At 55.9% G+C, this 19,245-nt stretch carries 14 protein-coding genes and 1 pseudogene; 8 read left to right on the top strand and 7 right to left on the bottom strand.

The genetic code is table 11. The annotated features are described in order from the left end of the window. Positions 1–21: 21 nt before the first annotated feature. Positions 22–339: a helix-turn-helix domain-containing protein gene (locus tag EM6_RS16580; RefSeq protein WP_126424260.1), complete on the bottom strand. Its 318-nt coding sequence runs from the start codon at positions 337–339 to the stop codon at positions 22–24. 113 nt (positions 340–452) lie between these two features. After that, entirely contained in the window at positions 453–761 is a 309-nt protein-coding gene (locus EM6_RS16575; protein WP_126424259.1) for a helix-turn-helix domain-containing protein, read from the bottom strand. 420 nt (positions 762–1,181) lie between these two features. On the opposite strand from EM6_RS16575, the gene EM6_RS16570 reads away from it, so the two are divergent. After that, on the top strand, positions 1,182–1,754 hold the full coding sequence (locus EM6_RS16570) for an RNA polymerase sigma factor (protein WP_126424258.1): 573 nt from the start codon (positions 1,182–1,184) through the stop codon (positions 1,752–1,754). Between the two features lie 66 nt (positions 1,755–1,820). Then, positions 1,821–2,762, top strand: coding sequence for a FecR family protein (locus tag EM6_RS16565; protein ID WP_126424257.1), 942 nt, complete (start codon positions 1,821–1,823; stop codon positions 2,760–2,762). Between the two features lie 165 nt (positions 2,763–2,927). On the opposite strand, the gene EM6_RS16560 is transcribed toward EM6_RS16565, so the two are convergent. Then, positions 2,928–4,499, bottom strand: coding sequence for a hypothetical protein (locus EM6_RS16560; RefSeq protein ID WP_126424256.1), 1,572 nt, complete (start codon positions 4,497–4,499; stop codon positions 2,928–2,930). 115 nt (positions 4,500–4,614) lie between these two features. Here EM6_RS16560 and EM6_RS16555 point away from each other — a divergent pair. From EM6_RS16555 to EM6_RS16535, 4 genes are all read left to right on the top strand, one after another. Beyond that, positions 4,615–5,369 (top strand): IS5 family transposase gene (locus EM6_RS16555; protein WP_420000730.1). Its coding sequence is split into 2 segments (ribosomal slippage): positions 4,615–4,948 and positions 4,948–5,369, totalling 756 coding nucleotides; the frame shifts between segments, so codons are not numbered across the junction. A 1,286-nt stretch (positions 5,370–6,655) separates the two neighbouring features. Next, positions 6,656–7,222 carry a hypothetical protein gene (locus EM6_RS16545; protein ID WP_126424254.1) on the top strand — a complete coding sequence of 189 codons (567 nt, stop codon included), beginning with the start codon at positions 6,656–6,658 and terminating at the stop codon, positions 7,220–7,222. 275 nt (positions 7,223–7,497) lie between these two features. Next, positions 7,498–10,095, top strand: coding sequence for a TonB-dependent receptor plug domain-containing protein (locus EM6_RS16540; RefSeq protein ID WP_126424253.1), 2,598 nt, complete (start codon positions 7,498–7,500; stop codon positions 10,093–10,095). 85 nt (positions 10,096–10,180) lie between these two features. Then, a complete protein-coding gene (locus EM6_RS16535) occupies positions 10,181–12,151 on the top strand; it encodes an alpha/beta hydrolase family protein (RefSeq protein WP_126424252.1) in 1,971 nt (656 codons plus the stop codon). 81 nt (positions 12,152–12,232) lie between these two features. Here the strand turns inward: EM6_RS16535 and EM6_RS16530 are convergent, their stop codons facing one another. From EM6_RS16530 to EM6_RS17450, 3 genes are all read right to left on the bottom strand, one after another. Continuing rightward, positions 12,233–13,801, bottom strand: a complete 1,569-nt coding sequence (locus EM6_RS16530) for an asparagine synthetase B family protein (protein WP_172961296.1) — start codon at positions 13,799–13,801, stop codon at positions 12,233–12,235. Between the two features lie 157 nt (positions 13,802–13,958). After that, a complete protein-coding gene (locus tag EM6_RS16525) occupies positions 13,959–14,609 on the bottom strand; it encodes a lasso peptide biosynthesis B2 protein (protein WP_126424250.1) in 651 nt (216 codons plus the stop codon). A 42-nt stretch (positions 14,610–14,651) separates the two neighbouring features. After that, positions 14,652–14,801 (bottom strand): hypothetical protein, encoded by a 150-nt coding sequence (locus tag EM6_RS17450; protein ID WP_172961295.1) that lies wholly within the window; start codon positions 14,799–14,801, stop codon positions 14,652–14,654. 11 nt (positions 14,802–14,812) lie between these two features. On the opposite strand from EM6_RS17450, the pseudogene EM6_RS17695 reads away from it, so the two are divergent. Then, positions 14,813–15,472, top strand: a pseudogene (locus tag EM6_RS17695) (IS5 family transposase). 12 nt (positions 15,473–15,484) lie between these two features. Here EM6_RS17695 and EM6_RS16510 read toward each other — a convergent pair. Continuing rightward, entirely contained in the window at positions 15,485–16,774 is a 1,290-nt protein-coding gene (locus EM6_RS16510) for an ATP-binding protein (protein WP_420000746.1), read from the bottom strand. A 376-nt stretch (positions 16,775–17,150) separates the two neighbouring features. On the opposite strand from EM6_RS16510, the gene EM6_RS16505 reads away from it, so the two are divergent. Continuing rightward, a complete protein-coding gene (locus tag EM6_RS16505; RefSeq protein ID WP_126424248.1) occupies positions 17,151–18,464 on the top strand; it encodes a tyrosine-type recombinase/integrase in 1,314 nt (437 codons plus the stop codon). The last annotated feature ends 781 nt before the right edge of the window (positions 18,465–19,245 follow it).

Here is a 19,245-nt window from a genome sequence, read left to right as displayed (position 1 = left end):
GTTGTCAGGCGCCGACACCGCTCAGGGCTGGGACTTTTTTGCTGTCGTCTCGGCGAGATCAATAAGCATGTCGAGCTGCGTGTCATTTAGAAATTTGCACGTCGCAACCAGTTGAGAGACGCGGCTATTCACCGAGTCCAACTCAAAGCCTAAGAGTAGATTTGGTGATGATTTTAAAACGTTCGCTATTTTAACAACGGTAGCTAGGTCCGGTTCGCTGCGCCCTGTTACGTAATGACCATAACGACGGGGATCTAATCCTAACCTCTCTGCCACCTCGGCGTTTGACATCCCGAGTTGCTCAGCGCGCGCACGAATATTCTTTGCAAAGGCATCCATGAGAACAAAATGTTCTCAGGTCGGCCGAAATGATATGAAGTATATGTAGTTTTTGAACTACATTATGTTCCGAATCCCGCCCATATAGTCTGATTTTGGGTGCCTTTTAAAAGTCAGCGCAATTTCGCCAAAGTTTCGGCTGTCCCGATCAGCACCCTGAGTTCCTCGCCACTAAGTGCCTGACAGGCTCCGATCAACTGATCGAGTTCGGGTTTGTCTGATTGCCTGTAGCCAAGCAAGTAATTGGGAGTGGTGTGCAGAGCATCAGCGATTTTTATGAGATTTTCGTAGTTCGGTCGGCTCCGCCCGCTCACATAATGGCCGTAGTTTCTCCGATCCAATCCGGCCCTGCGCGCAGCTTCAACATGCGTGATGCCGAGAATCCGCGCTCGTTCCTTTAGTCGGGTCGCCAAGGTCTCCATAAGAACAAAATGTTCTTAAACCTCTACCTTGGATATGTACAAGTTGGACCATTCTATCTACAATTTGTTCATCGAAATGGAGGGTAGCTTTTTCGAGATCGCCCGATGCGACCGATGTGGGACCCGTTCAAAACGCAGGACCGATAGTTCCGCAAAGGTGGGAGGAGCGAATATGCAGTTTAGGTTACCTCCCTCACAGGTGGATAGGGTTATCGGACAGAACCTCGCCAGGGCCCGAACAAATCGGCGGTTGACCGTGTCCGTCCTGTCTGAACGAAGCGGCCTCGGTGCGGAAACGCTCATGAGTATGGAGGCGGGGTTCGTTCGCGCCCACCCGGCCGAACTCTTCAAACTCGGTCGACTGCTCAATGTGCCGGTCGGCGCCTTTTTTGAAACTGATCCTGTCTCGGGAGAGGTCAGATGAAATGGTTTCGTGACATTGACCGCTGGTTCGCCGACGCTGTGCTTCCCAATGAGGCCGCGCTCGTGAAACTCGCGCGCCGTCTTCTGGGGACAAATGACGCGGCCCAGGACCTCGTTCAGGATGTTCTCACCGAAGTTATCGCCGACAGGAAATGGCAGTCCATCGTAAACCCGCGGGTTTATCTGATGCGCATGGTCTACACCCGTTCCCTCAACATCCTCAAACGTCGCAAGGTGGTTCCGTTTCAGCCCTTGCCCAGCTTTGAGACGATGTACTTTGCGGACGCGTCCCCTGATGCGCATAGGGTGATAGAGAACAAAGAGCGCGTGGCACAGGTCATGGCGGCGATTGATACGTTCTCCCCGCAGTGCCGCCACGCCTTCATCCTGTGCCGGTTGCACGAGTTATCGGCTGAGGAGGCTGGCAAGGTGATGGGTATATCGGCTTCAAGCGTGCGCTCGCATCTGGCCCGCGGCATGGGCCTCCTGACCCAGAAGCTTGGGCCTGACCTGATTTCCGAGGCGCCGCCATCGGTTGACCTGCGGGTCCCCCGCGCGGATCGGGATTAGACTCCTGAGGTGCGCGGGATTACAGTCTCCAGCCATGAACGCGGATAGGTTGTCAGGACGCAAGCGGTGACTTCGGTTGATGACGTTGAACTGACGCGCCTTGAGGAGGCCGCTCACTGGCTTGAGCGGCTGGAGTCAGGCCGTGGCAGTGAAGAAGCCTTCGAGCGGTGGCGGAGCGATCCGGCCAACGCGCTGGCGTTCGTCAAGGTGTCCGCGACCTCACAATGGATATCGCAAAACCTCCCGAAAACTCTGTCCAAAGCCCCATCCCCTAAACCCAAAGGTATCACCCGGCGTTGGTGGCTTTCGGGCGCGGCCGCTGCCGTCACTATCGTCGCCGGCGGGTATCTGGCGCTGGGGCTGACTACGGACCGCGCCGAGGCGATGACCGCCGTGGGCGAGCGCAGTTCATTATCACTGCCTGACGGCGGGCGGATTGATATCAACACCGACAGCAAGGTGCGCTGGCAGTTTGGAAAACAGGTGCGCCAAATCTGGCTCGATCGCGGCGAGATATCGATCACGGTACAGGTGGATCAACGCGACTTCGTTGTGCGTGCAGGCAAGGAGGAAATCACGCTGGCGCCCGGCCAATACAATCTGCGTCTCAAAGAAACTGGCGTAGAAATGGCCGTTGAGCGCGGGGAGGGGAGGGTCTCCTCAAAAAGCACTCCTGCCCCGAACATTGTAAGAGCCGGTGAGATTTCCAGCGTGAGCGATCATCAAACCTACCGCCTCACATCCGCCAATCCAGAGACCTTTGAGGCTCTGACCGCCTGGAAGAACGACGAGATCGTGTTAGATGGCGTCACGCTGGCGGCGGCTGTGTCAGAGTACAATCGCTATCTCACTCAAAAGATCACCATCGCTGACCCACACATCGGCGCCATACGCATTGGTGGCCGCTTCACGACGAAAGACCCCGCGATCTTCGTAAACTCCCTGCGGTCTTCATTTGGCATAAGAGCCGAGCGCGGGAACGACGGCTCGATCTCGTTGCGGTTATAGAGCAATCAATGAACCACACATCGCCAGATTTCCGGAGTTGGCCCTTAGGAGACATCGGCGTCCCTAGTGCGAATGAAAAAAGCGGACATTGCCCGTGGCTCCGGAGCTGACCATGAAAACCATACCGATCTGGTCCTGCGGCATTAACGCGTTGCAATAGGGCGACTAAGATGACGCCCGCTTAGCGACCGTTCTCGCCACATCGCTCGGCATACTTACCCCTAGGTCTAGCCAGTGTATCACGTTGTAATACCTGTATTCGCCATTAACTTGGTAGCGCTCTAGGAGAGCGCTTAACCGCGTTTTCGGCAAATGCTGCACGCATTTCAATGCGACCATCCTGCGAAGGTTATCTGATTCATTCGAAAACATCTTTAAGAGGTGCTCGTCTGTTAATGACAGGAAATCTCTATTTGAAATAAATTTCAGTATTTTCGTCATGATGTATGGCGATATGCTCGAATTGAACAAATCAATGGTTCGCCTCGTGGCGAGTTTGCATACTATTTTTGCGGCAAGATCATAGTTGTCGTCATTATTTGAGAACAGCCCATAGTATCGGGGATCCGTTTTGCCCACTATCTTGACAACACGCTCAATATCCTCCCATTCGCCGAACTTTGCAAGGAAGCGGAGCAGTTCTATAGAGGAATAGGGCTCGAAACTATCCACGCATTTCCGCACGAGCGGGAGGTCGGCATTACTGCCGTGCCGGCAAAGAATGGTCAGTCCATCTGAAACCAATCCGGTGCCGATGAACGACAGCAAATTCTTGGATGTCGAGAAATGATCCAGCCCTAGATTTGAAAAAGTCTTTGTGTGGGCTTCGAATTTATTCTCTAGCGCGCCCTTGAATCCATCAGCCAAGTTTGCTCTCAATTCGGCACTGTGAGTCCGAAAATAAGCATCGTACAGTGCAAGCTCCGTTTCCCAACTGTGAAGGGAGTCAGGTTTGAGGGAGTTAATCAGGTCCGCCTCGGCGTGCATGCATAACTTCTGGTGCCGGTAGGCGTTCCACCAACGCTCTTCTTCAGGCGTCGGATTTGAGGAGGAAGACAATAGACCACTGCGCTTTGGCTCGGACTTTATGATGACTTTCTTTGCTTCGTCTTCCGAAACAATCAGTCCAAGTCGCTCAGCCTCAATTAGCGCTTCGAATCGGGTTTTAACGTTGCTGTCCTTCATGAACGTTTTGGCTGTATCGATTGTAATCGCTCGGCGCAGGATGAGTTCGTGGAGGCAACGATACCGAACCTCGGCATTGGTAAGCGCCAAACAGTTGTTCAAGGCGGCCGTGGAGAACGATTCCAATTTCGCAAACAGAGCGATGCCGGCGCTGTCTGAGAGGTGGTTTGGAATATTCTCCGGATCTTCCAAAGTGCTCGACGGGGCATTTTTCATTTTGAGTGTGAAAGCGGCTTCCTTCGCCGCCGCCTTCAGCGCTTCTGGCCAGTCGGGATGGATTGCTTCAAAGAATTTGACGTCAGAGGCCTGCCCACATTCTACAAGATGTTTTATTACCTCTATTCGAAAGTCATCGGGTTGTTTCTGATCGAGCCATACTTCAATCACGCGATCTCTATCAAAAAAATCGCTGATGCCGACGACATCCGCCGCCATTAAGCTTAGTATGCTCACGCTGCTTCGCTTTTGCGTTTCAGACTCGGTGAACGTGTTGATTATTAAGGTCTCTTTGAAATTGGCTTGGTAGCTGAAAAGCCAGTGCCAAAGGGGCACGTGTCCCGTCTTGAACCGTTCAAGTCCACCACGAACTAGGCTCAGGCCCTATTAATTAACGCGAGGGATTCCCAAGGGGGGGTTGATGTGATTCACTTTTGGAAGGAGGTGGATCATGGCTGATGTGTTTTTGCTGTCTGATGTGCAATTCAACCGGATACGCCGGTATTTTCCGTTGTCGCATGGCGTTCCTCGCGTGGATGATCTGCGCGTGGTCAGCGGGATTATTTACGTTATAAAACATGGTCTTCAGTGGAAGGATGCCCCCAAGGGCTATGGTCCGCACAAGACGCTTTATAACCGCTTCATGCGCTGGAGCCGGATGGGCGTTTTCAATCGGATTTTCAGCGCTCTGGCCTCGCAGGCCGGTGATCCGGAGCAACTGATTATCGACGCCACGCATCTCAAAGCCCACCGCACCGCAGCCAGCCTGCTAAAAAAAGGGGATTTCCCCGCCTTCTCGGACGCACCAAAGGTGGCCTGAACTCCAAACTTCATGCGGTTAGCGACCCGCACGGCAGGCCTATCTGCCTGTTGCTGACCGCTGGACACGTCAGCGACTTCAAGGGCGCAGCCTTGCTGCTGGATACACTGCCCAAAGCAAAAACTTTGCTGGGTGATCGGGGATATGACGCCAACTGGTTCCGTGATGCTCTGAAAGATAAAGGAATAAACCCCTGCATCCCTTCAAAGCGTAATCGAAAAGTCCAGATCGAGCATGACAAAATACTCTATAAGCAACGCCATAAGGTCGAAAACATGTTCGCCAAACTCAAAGACTGGCGGCGCGTACACACTCGATACGACCGCTGTGCCCACACCTTCTTCTCTGCCATACTTATCGCCGCTACCGTCATCTTCTGGCTCTGATCAATGAGTCTTGAGCCTAGATAACCAATTTCCGCTTTTGACAAATCCAGCAAGGCTTTATTTGCAAACAAAATATTGCTGTCGTGATTACCTAACACATATTCGTCGTTTCCTTGCTGGGAGACACGACCCGATATGAGGCGAAGCCGGGCAACTTCAATGGACGTTAGTTCATTCCACTGCTTGTGTTCATTGAGCACATTTCGGGCAAAATCTAATTGAGAGTTGTCAAATACTTTCGGGGAACCTTCGTCTGCGATTGCGGAAGCTTTGTGAGGAACAATGTCGGAACTGTGTTTGTTCGGTAGAAGAAGCGATTGACCGGACTGATCGGCTTCTACTTCTTTGCTTTTGACCGCAAGCAAAAATTCAGTCAGAGTTCGCCGAATGTAGCGGGCGAAATCCCCCACATCGGCGTAGTCCTGGAAGAAATGCTCATAGCCATCGATCAATGATTGTCTAAATTTGACTACCTTGAGGAGGTTCTCATTACCGTACTCGAGAACCTCATCCGGAATTTTACGGAAAAACATACTGATTTCCGGGCCTTCCCCTCCTGATTTGATTTTACAGGCCCTGTAAAATTCCTCCTCAAATCCAGACGAAAACTCGCCCATCGTGTCAGGGGCCATACCCCATTTCTTCCACATGATGCCGATAAAATAATCGCATTTGTCGACAAAGGGATTTATCTGGCTTTGAGGCCGACCAGATTTTCTGACGACGCTCTCCCAGCCTCTAACTTCCAGTAGAAAGCCAAGCCTCGGCGCAAGGACGTCGTTCAATTCTTCAACGATATCAAAGACGATCTGGCGTTCTTCCATTACATCGCCCGGCGAACCGACAAAAATCGTTAATACAGTCCGTTTTTCAATCGCCATAAGCTGGTAGCTCGCCTTGCTCTATCGGGGAACTATAGCTAGTGTTTCGATTCTGCAAAACCCGAATAAGCAAGGCGGTATGATAACGATGACGCCCGCGCTATCGCAGGCGATCTGATCTGAGAGGCATCGCCCAATCTCTAATGCACTAAATTGATGACTTCGCCGAACCGATGTCCGGTTTTGTGCCTGCCGACCTTTAGGTGTGTGAATGTCGCCTTCGGGCGCACATCAGAAGGTTCAATTTACATAACGAGCAGATTCTTTCAGGGTTCCCTATTCCGAGCTCAGTGTGCAGAATATTTTATCAATACGACAATTTTGCCCTTGCCCTTAGTGAGTTATCTTCTCGACGGTGCGAGGCAGTTTTAACGTCGATAGCATTGGCGGTGTAAGAGAACTCACATGGCGACATTTGTGCACCTGACAACTGAGTCGTCTGTGGCGTCTATCAGGCGCAATGGTCTAACGCCGTCTCGCTTCATGAGGGAGACAGGCCCAGCTAAAGGTGTCTTCTGTTTTCCGGTACTTCCTGATTTTTACGCAACCCATCAATGGTTGCACGAACTTCGCCGGCGAAGCAGAGAGAGAATTTGTGGGGTGTATTTTCGCGTTCCAGACACTCAGTCTGTTCATGTTGGCCGGTTCGATAAACAGCCTGAAGAAATGAGTGCGGTTGAAGCTGTGACGATGGCGCACGTCAAAGTTTCAATGGGTTGGGAGATCCTTATACCGCGCTCGATCAAACCATCGGAAATTATACGAATTAAAATGCTTCCTCAAATCGTAGGTTGGCGAATTTACCCAGAGTCAAAAGGTACGCGGCCAACTTGGCCGTCGCCCGGTACCTACAGGGCAGGAAAAATGCGAAATGCTATCACCGAAGCTGACCGAAAAGAAGAGGAGCGATATTTCTCGCGTTTCCCAGCTGAATGGTATTCTGATCAGAACCGGAATAAGCTTGGTGGCTGACTAAATGCACGCCGAGCGCTATTTGGTAGAACCCGTTTAGTCCGCTCATAGGCATGAATGTTTGCAGTGTAGCGAATGTCCGGATTGGGCGCAAACTGGACTTTCTTCTCAGTCAGTCATCAGGTTCGTGCGAGGCGTCTCCTGTAGTAGTGAAGCCGGATTGTCTGTCTGTCCGTCACGAAACTGAAATTTTTCCTCGCACCAGTTAGACGCAAAATGTCGTCAGATTGTCTTACTCCTGACGCCCGATAACGGGGCGAGCAAGGGGTTTTTCAATGATAGGACGCAAGTTCAACGCGCTTCGGCGTGGCGGATCGACTCTGGCCATTTCTCTGGCAATCGGTCTGGCGACAGCATCGGTTGTTTACGCAGACACGGCACCCATCGCCTTCAACATCAAAACCAAAAACACGGCCCAAGCCCTGATGGAGTTCTCTCGTCAGGCCAAGGTTCAAATCCTCTTCCCGTATGAAGAAGCGGCCCGGTTCCCGGCTCCAACGCTTAGGGGGGAACTGTCGAGAGACGAGGCTTTGGCGCGATTGCTTCAGGGCACCTCGCTTGTTGTCGCGAGCGCGTCGGATGCCGTTATCACCCTGAAGGTTCGGGACAAGGCGTCTGCCGAACGATCAAATGAAGCCTCAGAGCCCCCCACTGAGGTGGTTGTCACGGGCTCGCGTATTCGAGGCGCCGCGCCGGCGGCCCCTGTGATCGTCCTGACTGACGAAGAAATCCGCCTCGCCGGGCAGTCAGACTTGGGGGAGGCAATCAGGTCGCTAAGCCAAAACTACAATGGCGGACAAAACCCTGGTGTGGGCTTTACGCAAGGGGCTCTTGGTAACTCAAACACCACATCGGGTTCCAAGCCCAACCTCCGCGGCCTGGGGGCAGACGCCACTCTCACCCTTCTGAATGGGCACAGGCTTCCAGATGATGGGTCTGTCGCGGGCGTGGATATCTCGACCATTCCCTTGTCTGCGATCTCAAAGATTGAGGTACTGGCAGATGGCAGCTCAGCGCTCTATGGCTCCGATGCCGTTGGAGGGGTGATCAATGTCACCCTTAAGCGCAGCTTCGAGGGCGTGGCACTCAGTGGGCGACTGGGGCGGTCTACTGATGGCGGAAATGTCCAGCGGCAGATGAGCCTTGTCTCGGGATACAGAAGCGATGCTGGCGGCCTAATGGTTGCGCTCGATCTCTCCGATGTAACGCGGATACGGGCCGCTGACCGTGATTACACGGCAAATATGAATGGCGAAAACACCTTGTTCCCTGCCATCGAGAGACAAAACCTGGTCGTGTCAGGGTTCCATGATTTTTCCGACACCTTCTCCATGAAGGTGGATGCGCTCTACAGTAAGCGCACCTCGGAGGCGGTATCGGCAGCGATTAAGACCCAACCCGTAGAGTTCGAGGGGGTGCGCAATACGCCATCAACAGAGGCGTTTTCTATAGCCACGCAATTTGATACGAAATACGCCAATGGCTGGCGTTCGTCGCTCCTTCTGCAGGTCGGAAAGGACGACGCCCAACTCACCGGAAATCAGTATTATGGCGGGGTCAGGTATTTCGGGGCCCTCTGCTATTGCAACACGGCAGCCTCTGCCGAGTTCAACGGGGAAGGGGGGCTATTCACATTGCCCGGGGGCACGGCCCGACTGGCGGTGGGTGCCGGGCTGAGGGCAAACCGCATGGACTATTGGCGGGTCTTTGGCGGCAATAGCATTGGACAATTCGATGTCCGTCGGCATGCCACCTATGCTTTTGCCGAACTTTTTCTGCCGTGGATTGCACCTGAAAACAGCATTCCCGGGATTCGCAAGCTCTCCTTGACACTGGCCGGGCGCTACGAAAATTATCGCGACCTTGAAGAAGTTAGCACCCCAAAGGTTGGTCTCGTCTGGGAGCCAGTTTCAGGGCTTGCAGTCAAAGCGTCCTGGGGCGAGTCTTTTAAAGCGCCGAGCTTTGTGCAGCAGTACAGTGCTCAGACCACGACGCTGCGCCCTATAACCGGGTACGGTACGGCGTTTCCCACGGGGGCAACCTACATCACGCTCAGCGGCGGCAATCCTTCGCTTAAGCCTGAGCGTGCCGAGACGCTGACCGCCACACTCCAATACAGGCCGGAATGGGCGAGTGGCTTTTCCGCCAGCCTCAGCTATTTCGAGATCGATTACACCGACAAGATTGTGGCCTTGCTCACCTCATACACAGGGGTGCTGACGAATCCTCGATATGCAGACATGGTGACCTTTAATCCCGCGCGGTCTGATATCGATACGGCGATCGCTCAGGCCTCCCTCGGACTGACCCTATCAGGTAATCCGAGCACTGACCTAAGCCGCGTTAAGGCTATCGTTGATAACCGAAACCGCAACGCGTCATCTCAAAAGGTCGACGGTATTGATCTGTCGATGGAATATGGGTTTGAACTTGGCGCGGATCGGTCACTAGATCTCTCACTGGGAGGCAGTTACCTCAACAGTCGCCAGCAGGTGAGCCCCGGTCAGCCGTATGCTGACCTTGCCGGAACGCTTTTCAACCCGTCACATCTGCGTCTGCGAGCCGGGAGCGTTTATCGATCCGAGCGGTTCACGTTTGCGGGGTACCTCAGTCATACGGGCGCGCTGGACGATGCCCGGCGGACGCCGGTTGTAAAAATTGATAGCCGAACGATTGCCGACGTTACGGCGAGTTACCGTCTCACTGGCCTCCGGAACCAGAAAGGTATGGAGATCTCACTTGCGGTCCTGAACCTTACCAATTCCAAGCCGCCGCTCATCTATACCTCCTATGGCGGTGACACGCCGTTCGATAGCACCAACTATTCGGCCATCGGACGCTATGTCGGCGTGACGCTCAGTCAGCGTTGGTGAGGCAGTGACTGTCCGATTGTTTTGGTCGTCCGCGGTCCTGGCGATCTGGCTATTCGGCAGCCAGAGCGCTACGGCCGAGAGCGACATGCGCGAGATCATTGCGCTCCGACTGGCGCGTGAACCCTCAGCATTCCAACCGCAACAGGTCTTTCATTCACCCAAGAAATCAAGGGTCGCGATCATCACGAACTACGGTGACGTTGAGCGGAATATCCGTCGCTACGACCTGGATCTGTTTGATGTAGCTGCCTGTGAGGCGGCCTGCGACCCGCGCCGCTTGGTCTCAGTTGAGGTGTCCGGCAACGATCCGGGGATTTCCCGGGTGGTTTGGATGGACGAGGCACATCTGGTCTATCTCCGTGTTGGTGAAAGCGGCCAGAGCCAGGTGTTTGGCTTTGATCTGAACAGCGGACAGGAGGTTCAACTCAGCCACGCCCCGTACGGGGTTCGGGGGCTGGCGGTCGCGGGCGGTGCGCTTGCCTTTATCGAAGCCGGCACGGAAAGGCCGTTGTGGTCGGACGCACGCGAGGTCGAAAAAGGCATCGTCGTCAGCGATCAAAATCTAACGAGCCTTTTGAGAAACCGTTCGGGCTCGGGGGCGTCCGATGCCCCCGGAATCGGTGATCTCTTTGTCTCAAAAGGCGGCAAGATTCGGAGGTTTGAGCTGGGTGGGTCGCCCGATTGGCTTCCCGAGACGCTCTCGGTGTCCAAGCGCGGTGACGTGACACTGCTGCGGCGCGAACCGCGAAACCAGCTTCCTTGGGTGAAGGCACAGAATAACGCGCCGCCACTCTCTGGTAATGTCCTGACGCTCTGGGGAGCCGAAGAAGGTGCGCTCTCACTTCGTCGGCTGGTGGATCGCGCCGTAGGGCCGGGCGGAGGAGCCGTCGCGTGGGCGCCAGACGGACGCCAGTTCGCCCTGGCAACACTGAACCCCGAAGGTGCGCCAGAAACCGTGAGCGTTAGGCTCGAGGGCAAAACAGACGTCGAGCGTATTGACACTCGGTGTTTGCCCCTCGAATTCCAAACATCTAAGCGCATCCTTTGCCGGGATGTAGGTGGGGGTACGGACGGACTCTGGGAAAAGCGCGCGGGGCGTTGGGTGGCAGTTTCACGCGGGCCGATCTCGCAGGACTCCGTTTTCATCGACGAGGCGTTCGACCGCCCGCCGACCCTTCGAATGCGTCTACCCCTAGGCGGAACAAAAGAGCTTTGGGACCTGAACCCCGGCTTCAAAACCGGCATACATATTACCGAGGAAACGTTTAAGCTTCCGGGGAGTGGTCGCATCATCCAGGCAGGCGTTTACTGGCCGCGGGGCTACGCTGCGGGACGGCGCTATCCCGTTGTCATACAGACCCATGGCTGGGATCGTTCGACCTTCCAGCCAGAGGGGTTGTCGTCGGCGGGCTATGCCGCATTTAGCCTGGCGGAGAGAGGATTTCTGGTCGTTCAACTGCCCGATTTGCCCATGCCGCCTCGGTCGGAGGAGGGGCGTGCGTACTCTGACTACTTCGACGCGGTCATTGATCAGTTGACTGAACGGGGCGTTGCGGACGCGACCCGGATCGGGCTGCAAGGCTGGAGCCGAACAGGGTTTGCGGTGCGTGCGGCTCTGCAAAGCGGTCGGCATAAATATGGTGCGGCCGTGCTCGTTGACTCAATGTCCGGCGGCTATATGAGTTGGCTCGCGGCCGAGAACCTGTCTGCCTCCTATCAGGCCACAGTCGCTGAATTGAATGGCGGCACGACTACGGATTCACCCGCAAACTGGGTCTTGAACAGTCCGCCGATCAAAAGCGCGGGTGCCCCAACGCCGGCCCTGCTGCAGGTCTTTGGGGCGCCAAGCCTCGTCGGGGCCTGGGAAGATTTTGTGGTGAAGAGACGGGAGAAGGTGCCCGTCGAGTTACGTTACTATCCCGACGCGATGCACAATCCTCGCAAGCCGGTAGAGCGTCTGGCCGTAATGCGGACCACAGTTGACTGGTACACCCAGTGGCTTCTGACAGCCGTCCGCGAGCCGAAGACGTCCGCCACATCCGGCGATAAGCCCTGATTTTTTTACTGATAACGGCGCATCTCCGGTAGGGCGAAGGCCCGGCGCCGAACTGTGGCCCTGCCCATCGCCAAGGCAGGGCTACTTTTTTGATGGACCGACGCTGTTTGCCCAGAGTTCAGCCGCTGTGAACTCAAGAAGCCGGTGATAAAAAGCGCCTTTGGTTACCGCGTCGTCGGACAGTTCCGCCTCGATTGCGGAGACGTCGATGATGCCGTGTTTGCGCAAGCTACCATCCAGTAGAATCTCGCGGATGTCCTTTTGTCTGGTCTTGAATAGCTTGTAGGAAAAGCCGCCCGGTGAGCCCTTTGTGCGTCTGGTAAGAATATCGAGCGGGAGATCTTCGGCGAAGGCGGCTCTGACCAGGGACCGGTTCTCACCCCCTCGGCACCATTCCCACACGGGCACGGCCAGGCAATGCTCCACGATGGGCTGAAGCAAAAGCGGGGCGATCGTGGGACCAGCGGTTTTTCGGTCGAAGCCCTCCAGCCGGTTTTGGGTACGCGCGACCAGTTCCAGATGCCGATACTTGCCGGGCAGGGTTATCGAGCCCGACAGCCACGGATGGTCAAACGGCTCGCGCGCCAGGGCTTCTGAGAGGGTCAGACCGCGAGGATCTGTTGGCCACGTTCGGGGTTTACGACGCCATAAAATTTTGAGGGCGGCGCGTGCGACCGCGAGATAATTATCGCCGGTCAAGCGGGCCAGATCGTCCAGTGTACGCCACGGCTGACCCGTCAGGCCCCTTGTCAGAAGTAAGTCCGCGAGCACAGCCCCGGATGTGAGATAGCCAAAGACATTGTCCCCACCGAACCCGCTAAAAGTCGCATCCTCACCCGTAATCCCAAAATGCCGCCGCAGTGCTGTTTCCGCAGCCTGACCGCTCAGGTTCGGGCGGGGACGCGCGAGGTGTTGCAGATGGGATGCTAAAAAGCCGATATCATCGAGATCGTAATGGATTACTTCAAGCGGGTACCCAAGGTGGTCCGCTAAGAGACGCGCAAAGGGCCGCTCATCCCCGGCGGCCATTGGCGCAACCTTGGTCATCAGCTTAAGTCCTGGATGATTGCCCAATGCGGAAGCGGCGACAGATGAGTCAAGCCCGCCCGATACGCCCAGAATAATCGAGGTGTGCCGGGAGCCGATAGCCTGAGTGGTCTTCAGAACGATCTCCCTGAGTGCTCGCGCCCGGTCTGCGTAGGCCATCAAACCATCAGAGATTTCGGCGACCGGAGGTTGCCAGGCCGTGAACCTCTGGATGTCGCCCGTTGGGCCAAGTTGAACGAGTTCGGCGGGGCGAAGCTCAGAAATACCCTCAAGGCAGGTGTCGGGTCTGCACAGTTCGCTCGCGAAAAGATGGGCGTGGAGGGAGGACCAACTGACGTGAAATGGCAACAAGGTTAACGCCCGCAGGGCCGCCAGATCCGAAGCCACGTAAAGGGCTTCCGGCTTCTCTGCAATCAAGCAGGGCATTTGGCCAGAGGGGTCCCGAAAAGCAGCCGGGCCTGGCCGTCCGGTGACGGCTACGTACGTACCCCAGTAGTGCTCGGTGAGAGGTGTCGTCCAGTCGAAGCCCGTCCGCAGCAGGGTGATGTCTGGCCCCGAAACGTATGTGAAGTCAGATTTTCGAAAAACGTCGCCGATAAACACGAAGTCTCCGCTGTGAGACAGGGGCGCGTTTGCGAACACCACAACCCTATCGAGCCGTATTGAGTATCTCAGCACCGCTTCATAGGCTCGCACCTCGAGGTCTGAGGTCAAAGGCGCGTTATTGCGTAACAGGATCGCGACGTATCGAAGAGCCATTTCAGACGACCAGTATCGGCGTGTAGTCGGAGACGGTCAGGGCCTGATCCGAGATCAGGTAATCATCCGTCTGAACCCAACAGTGGGCGGCAAATGGCAGGCGGACACCTATCACAAAGGTGGGGTGCATGTCTCGTGAGGCGAGGATATCCATGAGGGCGACAGATCGGGGCAGGCATCGGTTCGCCACGGTGACGATGCGTCCCAAACGACTGTGGGCGGCAACGACCTCACCTACTGGCGTGTTGGAGACGGTTGTCTGCTTCTGTTTGCGTCGCTGTAAGCGACGGATAGTCGCTTCAAAGGGGCTAACCCTGAGTTCCGTCCGCGCCTTTACGTACGCGGTCAGGGCCAGAAGATGGTCAACTCGCCCTGATGGGAGTAGGGGGGCATCCAGAAGGCTCTGAGTCGGGCGGGGTATCTGTGGGACGCGCCGGGGTTGGTTTTCGCACGTGCGACATAAGACGCCTTGCCTAACGAGGGCTTCCGTCACGGACGGATCGGTCAACCAACTCTGGTCGTCAAGGCCATCAAGGAACGCCTTTCCGAGTTCTACAGAAAGCGCGAAATATCGGTTGGCTTTCAGGTCCAGAAAAATCGGTCGTCCCTCGCAGACAGCCACCGAAACATGAGCGGGTATGGCGTAGGTCATGGGTGCGAACGGTGGGGGCGACAAGGCGCCCCCACCCCTGCCTTAGTCGGCGGAGACGCCCAGCGGCTGGTAGAAGCTCGTCTCGTCGTCTTGCTCGACGGGCTGGCCGATGCCCCGGGTTTCGATGGAAGCGGCGCCGAGATCGATACGGTCTTCGGTGCATGCGGGCAGTTCACGGATTTGGGTACGCATATTGATCTCCTATGATGAAACAGCAGGACCATTCCTGCCTTGGTTCAGCTATCACAGGAGAAAGAGAATTGGCTGTAAGTCTCAGAACGCAGACAGACTTACGGGAACGCATCGGTTGCTGGTCCGAGCATGGCATATGGGAGGGCATTTTCTGCGCGCTTGCGGGTGCCGAGGATCCGCTGGATCAGCTGTTCATAGACAGCCGTTGCATCAAGGTTCACCGCTGCGCGGTAGGGGAAAAGGGGTCCTTGGCTCAGGGTATCGGCCGCACGAAGGGCGGACGCAACACCAAAATCCAAGCCCTCTGCGACGCGAAGGGGCGTCCTCACGTCCTGCTCCTGACGCCCGGCAACGTCCACGATTGCAAGGTGGCCAAGCTGCGCATCGAGGCCCTGCTGGCCTCCGCCGAACTTGTCGCCGACAAAGGCTATGACAGCCAAGCCCCGCGCTAATGGCTCGACGCGCGTGGTACCGAGGCCGTCATTCCGCCGCGCAAGTACCGCAAAATCCAATACGAATACGAAAAGGCTATCTACAAACAGCGCAACGTCATTGAGCGCATGTTCTGCCGACTAGAGGACTGGCGTCGCCTCGCCACACGCTTTGACCGAAACATCAAAAACTTCATGAGCGCCGTCGCAATCGCCGCCGCTGTTGTCTGGTGGCCGTAGCGAGTCCGGACCCTAAATCCCGCGGCTGTTGCGCCAGTTCTTTGCCCAGAACACCGATAACGGCAGGGCAAACAATCGGTCGCCGAGACTGAGCGGTTGAGATCCCAGGTAGATGATAATACCAGTCGCTTTCCAGCTTTTGCCGGGCCCTTCGGATGTGAACCATTTCAGGTTTTTAAGGTCCGCAGGCGTGATAGTGGTAGATGCCTTGATCTCAAAGGCGACGAGTTCTCGTCCTGTTTCAAGCAGTATATCCACTTCGCGGCCAGCGTCCCCACGCCAATGCCATGGCCGCCATTCGGAATCGGCGTAAGGAAGGTTCTTGAGTAACTCACTGAAGACCCAAGTTTCCAGGAGACCGCCCAACGCTGCCGGGTGGGCGTCAGCTGCAAAGCTTTCGGTGCCCAGGTTGCGTAGCGCTGAGGTAATCCCGGTATCTAGCATATGAATTTTCGGGTGACGGATATCGCGGCGGACCTCCCCAGATGCCCAGGCGGCTAGGCGCTTAACCAGAGATAGCCGTTCAAGGATATCACAATATTGATCCGCCGTTTGGCGCTGGATACCGACATTCGAGCAAAGCTCTTGCATGTTCAGCTCATTTGCTGTCCGCACGGCTAATTGATCGATCGTGCGTCGCAAGGCGTCTGTTTTGCGGACTTTCAGAATATCAGCGACGTCGCGATCGACGATACTGTCGATATAGGCGCGGTACCGGCGCTGCCGGGCACGCTCGCCGAGCGGACGGATTTCAGGGTATCCGCCCTTTGTCAGGAGATCGATAGCCTCAGTGCGCGTGAGTTTAGGCAGGTCTGGCAAGCTAGCGAGGTCGGCGGAATGCTGCGCCCAGTCCAAGAGAGCGGTCGGGGCTTCACGGTAGATTTCCGCAGCCGACAACGGGTGTAGCACGAGCGTTTGGACGCGTCCGGCGAGCGAATCCATGACCTCGGCACTCGAAAATATATTCGATGACCCCGTGAGCAGTATTTGGCCCATGCGGCGATGCAGATCGACATGGGCTTTGATTGCCAGGGCGAGGCGTTTTGACCGTTGCGCCTCATCGATGATCAGGGGAGTGGCGCCTTCGGCAATCAGGGCTTCGAGTTGGCCGTCCGGATCAATCTCGAATGCGGTAAGGGTCGCTTCGTGATCTAGCGTCACGAAGCGGCCACGCCCATAGAGTTCGCGCACGAGTGTGGTCTTGCCGGCCTGACGGGGGCCAATGACGTTGACGACGCGGGCCGATTGCAAAGCCTCTGTTAGTATCGACGTCATGTGCCGGGGGAAAAGATCGTTGTCCATTATCTCGCGAGGATTCATTGAAACGTGCGGTTTGTATATTCCGCTTAATGCGGAATGTACATTAGATAGTGTGCGAAACGATCATTAGGGATGGCTTCCACGTTTGAAAATAGTTCTTTGCGCACTCGCGTACAATAGCTGCCAGCGCCGACTTCGCCTTGAGACCTTTGTCCGGCTCATAACCTGAAGGTCGTCAGTTCAAATCTGGCTCCCGCACCCAAACTTCCAGTAAATACAATGTATTAAAGGCCTCCTTCGGGAGGCCTTTCTGCGTTTAGGCCTCAAATCCGCCTAGCGCGCGTCTAGCACAAAGTTTGACGAACTGACGCGAAGGTGTCACCGTCTCTCCTGTGACGCGAGTGGAGGGGTAAAGCGCATGGCCAGCCACGAGATTTTGGGCGGTAAGGTTCATCTGTATCGGCGTACCGGTCGCACCTGGCATTGCTCTGCCAGCATCAACGGCGTGCAGCATCGGTCCAGCACCAAAGAGGAGGACATTGTCCTCGCTAAGGAGATTGCCGAGGACTGGTACATTAACCTGCGCGGCATGTCCCGCGCCGGTCTGATCAGGAAGAAAGAGATCAGCTTCGATAAGGTGGCGGATCAGTTCGAGCTGGAATACGAGGTCATAACGGAAGGGCAGAGGAGCCCTCGCTGGGTTGAGGGCCACAAGCACCGTCTGAGGCTACATCTGCGCCCCTTCTTCGGTAAACTGGGTATCTCAGAGGTCACAGCCGGTAAGGTGCAGGAGTATCGCGTGCACAGGGCCGGGCAGACCGGGCGCAAGCCCCGGTCACCGAAACCCGACGCTCTGGCTTCCAATCCGGAGGCGGAGGCCCCTAAGGCCAGGCCCCCGTCTCGCAGTACCATCCATGATGAGATCGTAACCCTTCGGCAGGTCCTGAAGACGGCCCAGCGCCATGCGTGGCTGACTCATCTGCCAGACCTGTCACCGCCCTACGGGACGCGGGGCAAGATCATGCACCGGCCATGGTTCAGCCCCGCGGAATACAAGGCCCTCTATACCGCCACCCGTGAGTATGCGAAGACGGCCCCCGGTCGCCATCGCTGGAATGCCGAGCAGGTGCATGACTTCGTGCTGTTCATGGGAAACACCGGGCTACGGCCTGATGAGGCTAAAAACCTCCAGCATCGGGACGTGGCCATCGTCACCGATCCCGATACCGGCGAGCGCATTCTGGAAATCGAGGTACGCAGGAAGATCGGTGTGGGCTACTGTAAGTCTATGCCGGGCGCGGTGAACGTCTATGAGCGGCTTCTCGCCCGTCCGAAGCCTGTTACCCTCCCAAAGGTCAGCAAGCGGCAGAAGCGGGCAGTGGGGGAGGGCGTAGATATCCCGCCCCCCGTTCTCCCTCAACCGAAAGACCCCGTCTTCCCCGGCAACCATATCAAGCTCTTCAACAGCCTCTTAGAGCGCCATGGTCTCAAGGAAGACCGTGACGGCCAGTTGCGCACCGCCTACAGCCTGCGCCACACCTATATCTGTCTCCGCCTCATGGAAGGCGCCGACATCTACCAGATCGCCAAGAACTGCCGCACCAGTGTCGAGATGATCGAGAAATACTACGCCGCTCATATCAAGAACACGCTCGACGCCGGCGCTATCAACCGCCGCCGGCCACGGCGCAAGGGCGAAGCCCCTGAACCCGATCTTTATTCTGAACAGTGAGGCGCGTCACAGAGACGGAACCGGATCAGCGCCGAACCGCCAGACCGCCTGCCGGGATGGCTTTGCCAAGGCGTACGCCGACAAGGCAAACAGGCCGAACGGCCTATCTATTAGATTGTGCCGCTTCATGGAGTTAACGCCAACAGCATTTCGCATCCTCCTATCAGCGTAATAAATTCATGTGGCGCCGGCTGGCTTCGTAACGGCCTGTCGCCGCCTTGGTAGCGGTACCAACCTTTAGGCAAAACAATTTACTACATGCGCCGGACAGATGTGTAAGTCCTTTGGGGGCACAGGGGTGTTGATGGAATTGAGGATGCTTTTTAGCTGTTTGTTCGCTAAATGATATAATCGTGATAAAGGCAATATTTGGCGGCACGTTCGAGGGGGAAGCTACACTTACATCAAGGTAATCAGAATCGCGCCTTAGAAGTAGCCGAAATCGGTTTACAGCGAGATCCTGAAAGTGTCTTCTGTCAGCGGCTGATTGAAAAACTGACATAGGGTTTCTTTTTTGCTCAATGAGGCGCGGAAACTCTATCAGAGCCGGCCCAAGAGTGTAGATCGGCGCCAAAAGTGGGACCACGGCAATTTCAATAATTATCTGATTTCGATGAGATATTTGGAATGCGTGGGTCCCGATCGGCGCCGATCGGAACCCGCGCATTCCAGAGTTTACTGTTGCAAATCAGGCGGTTAAAATAGGATGAGGACGTCCCGGGGTGGACGCCGCTCAACACTCAGGTGAAACCAAAGCCAGCCGACGCCCTAACTGCACCAA

The sequence above is a fragment of the Asticcacaulis excentricus genome, assembly GCF_003966695.1.
In the GTDB taxonomy this organism is placed as follows: Bacteria; Pseudomonadota; Alphaproteobacteria; order Caulobacterales; family Caulobacteraceae; genus Asticcacaulis; species Asticcacaulis excentricus_A.
This window is presented reverse-complemented; position numbering and strand designations above follow the sequence as displayed.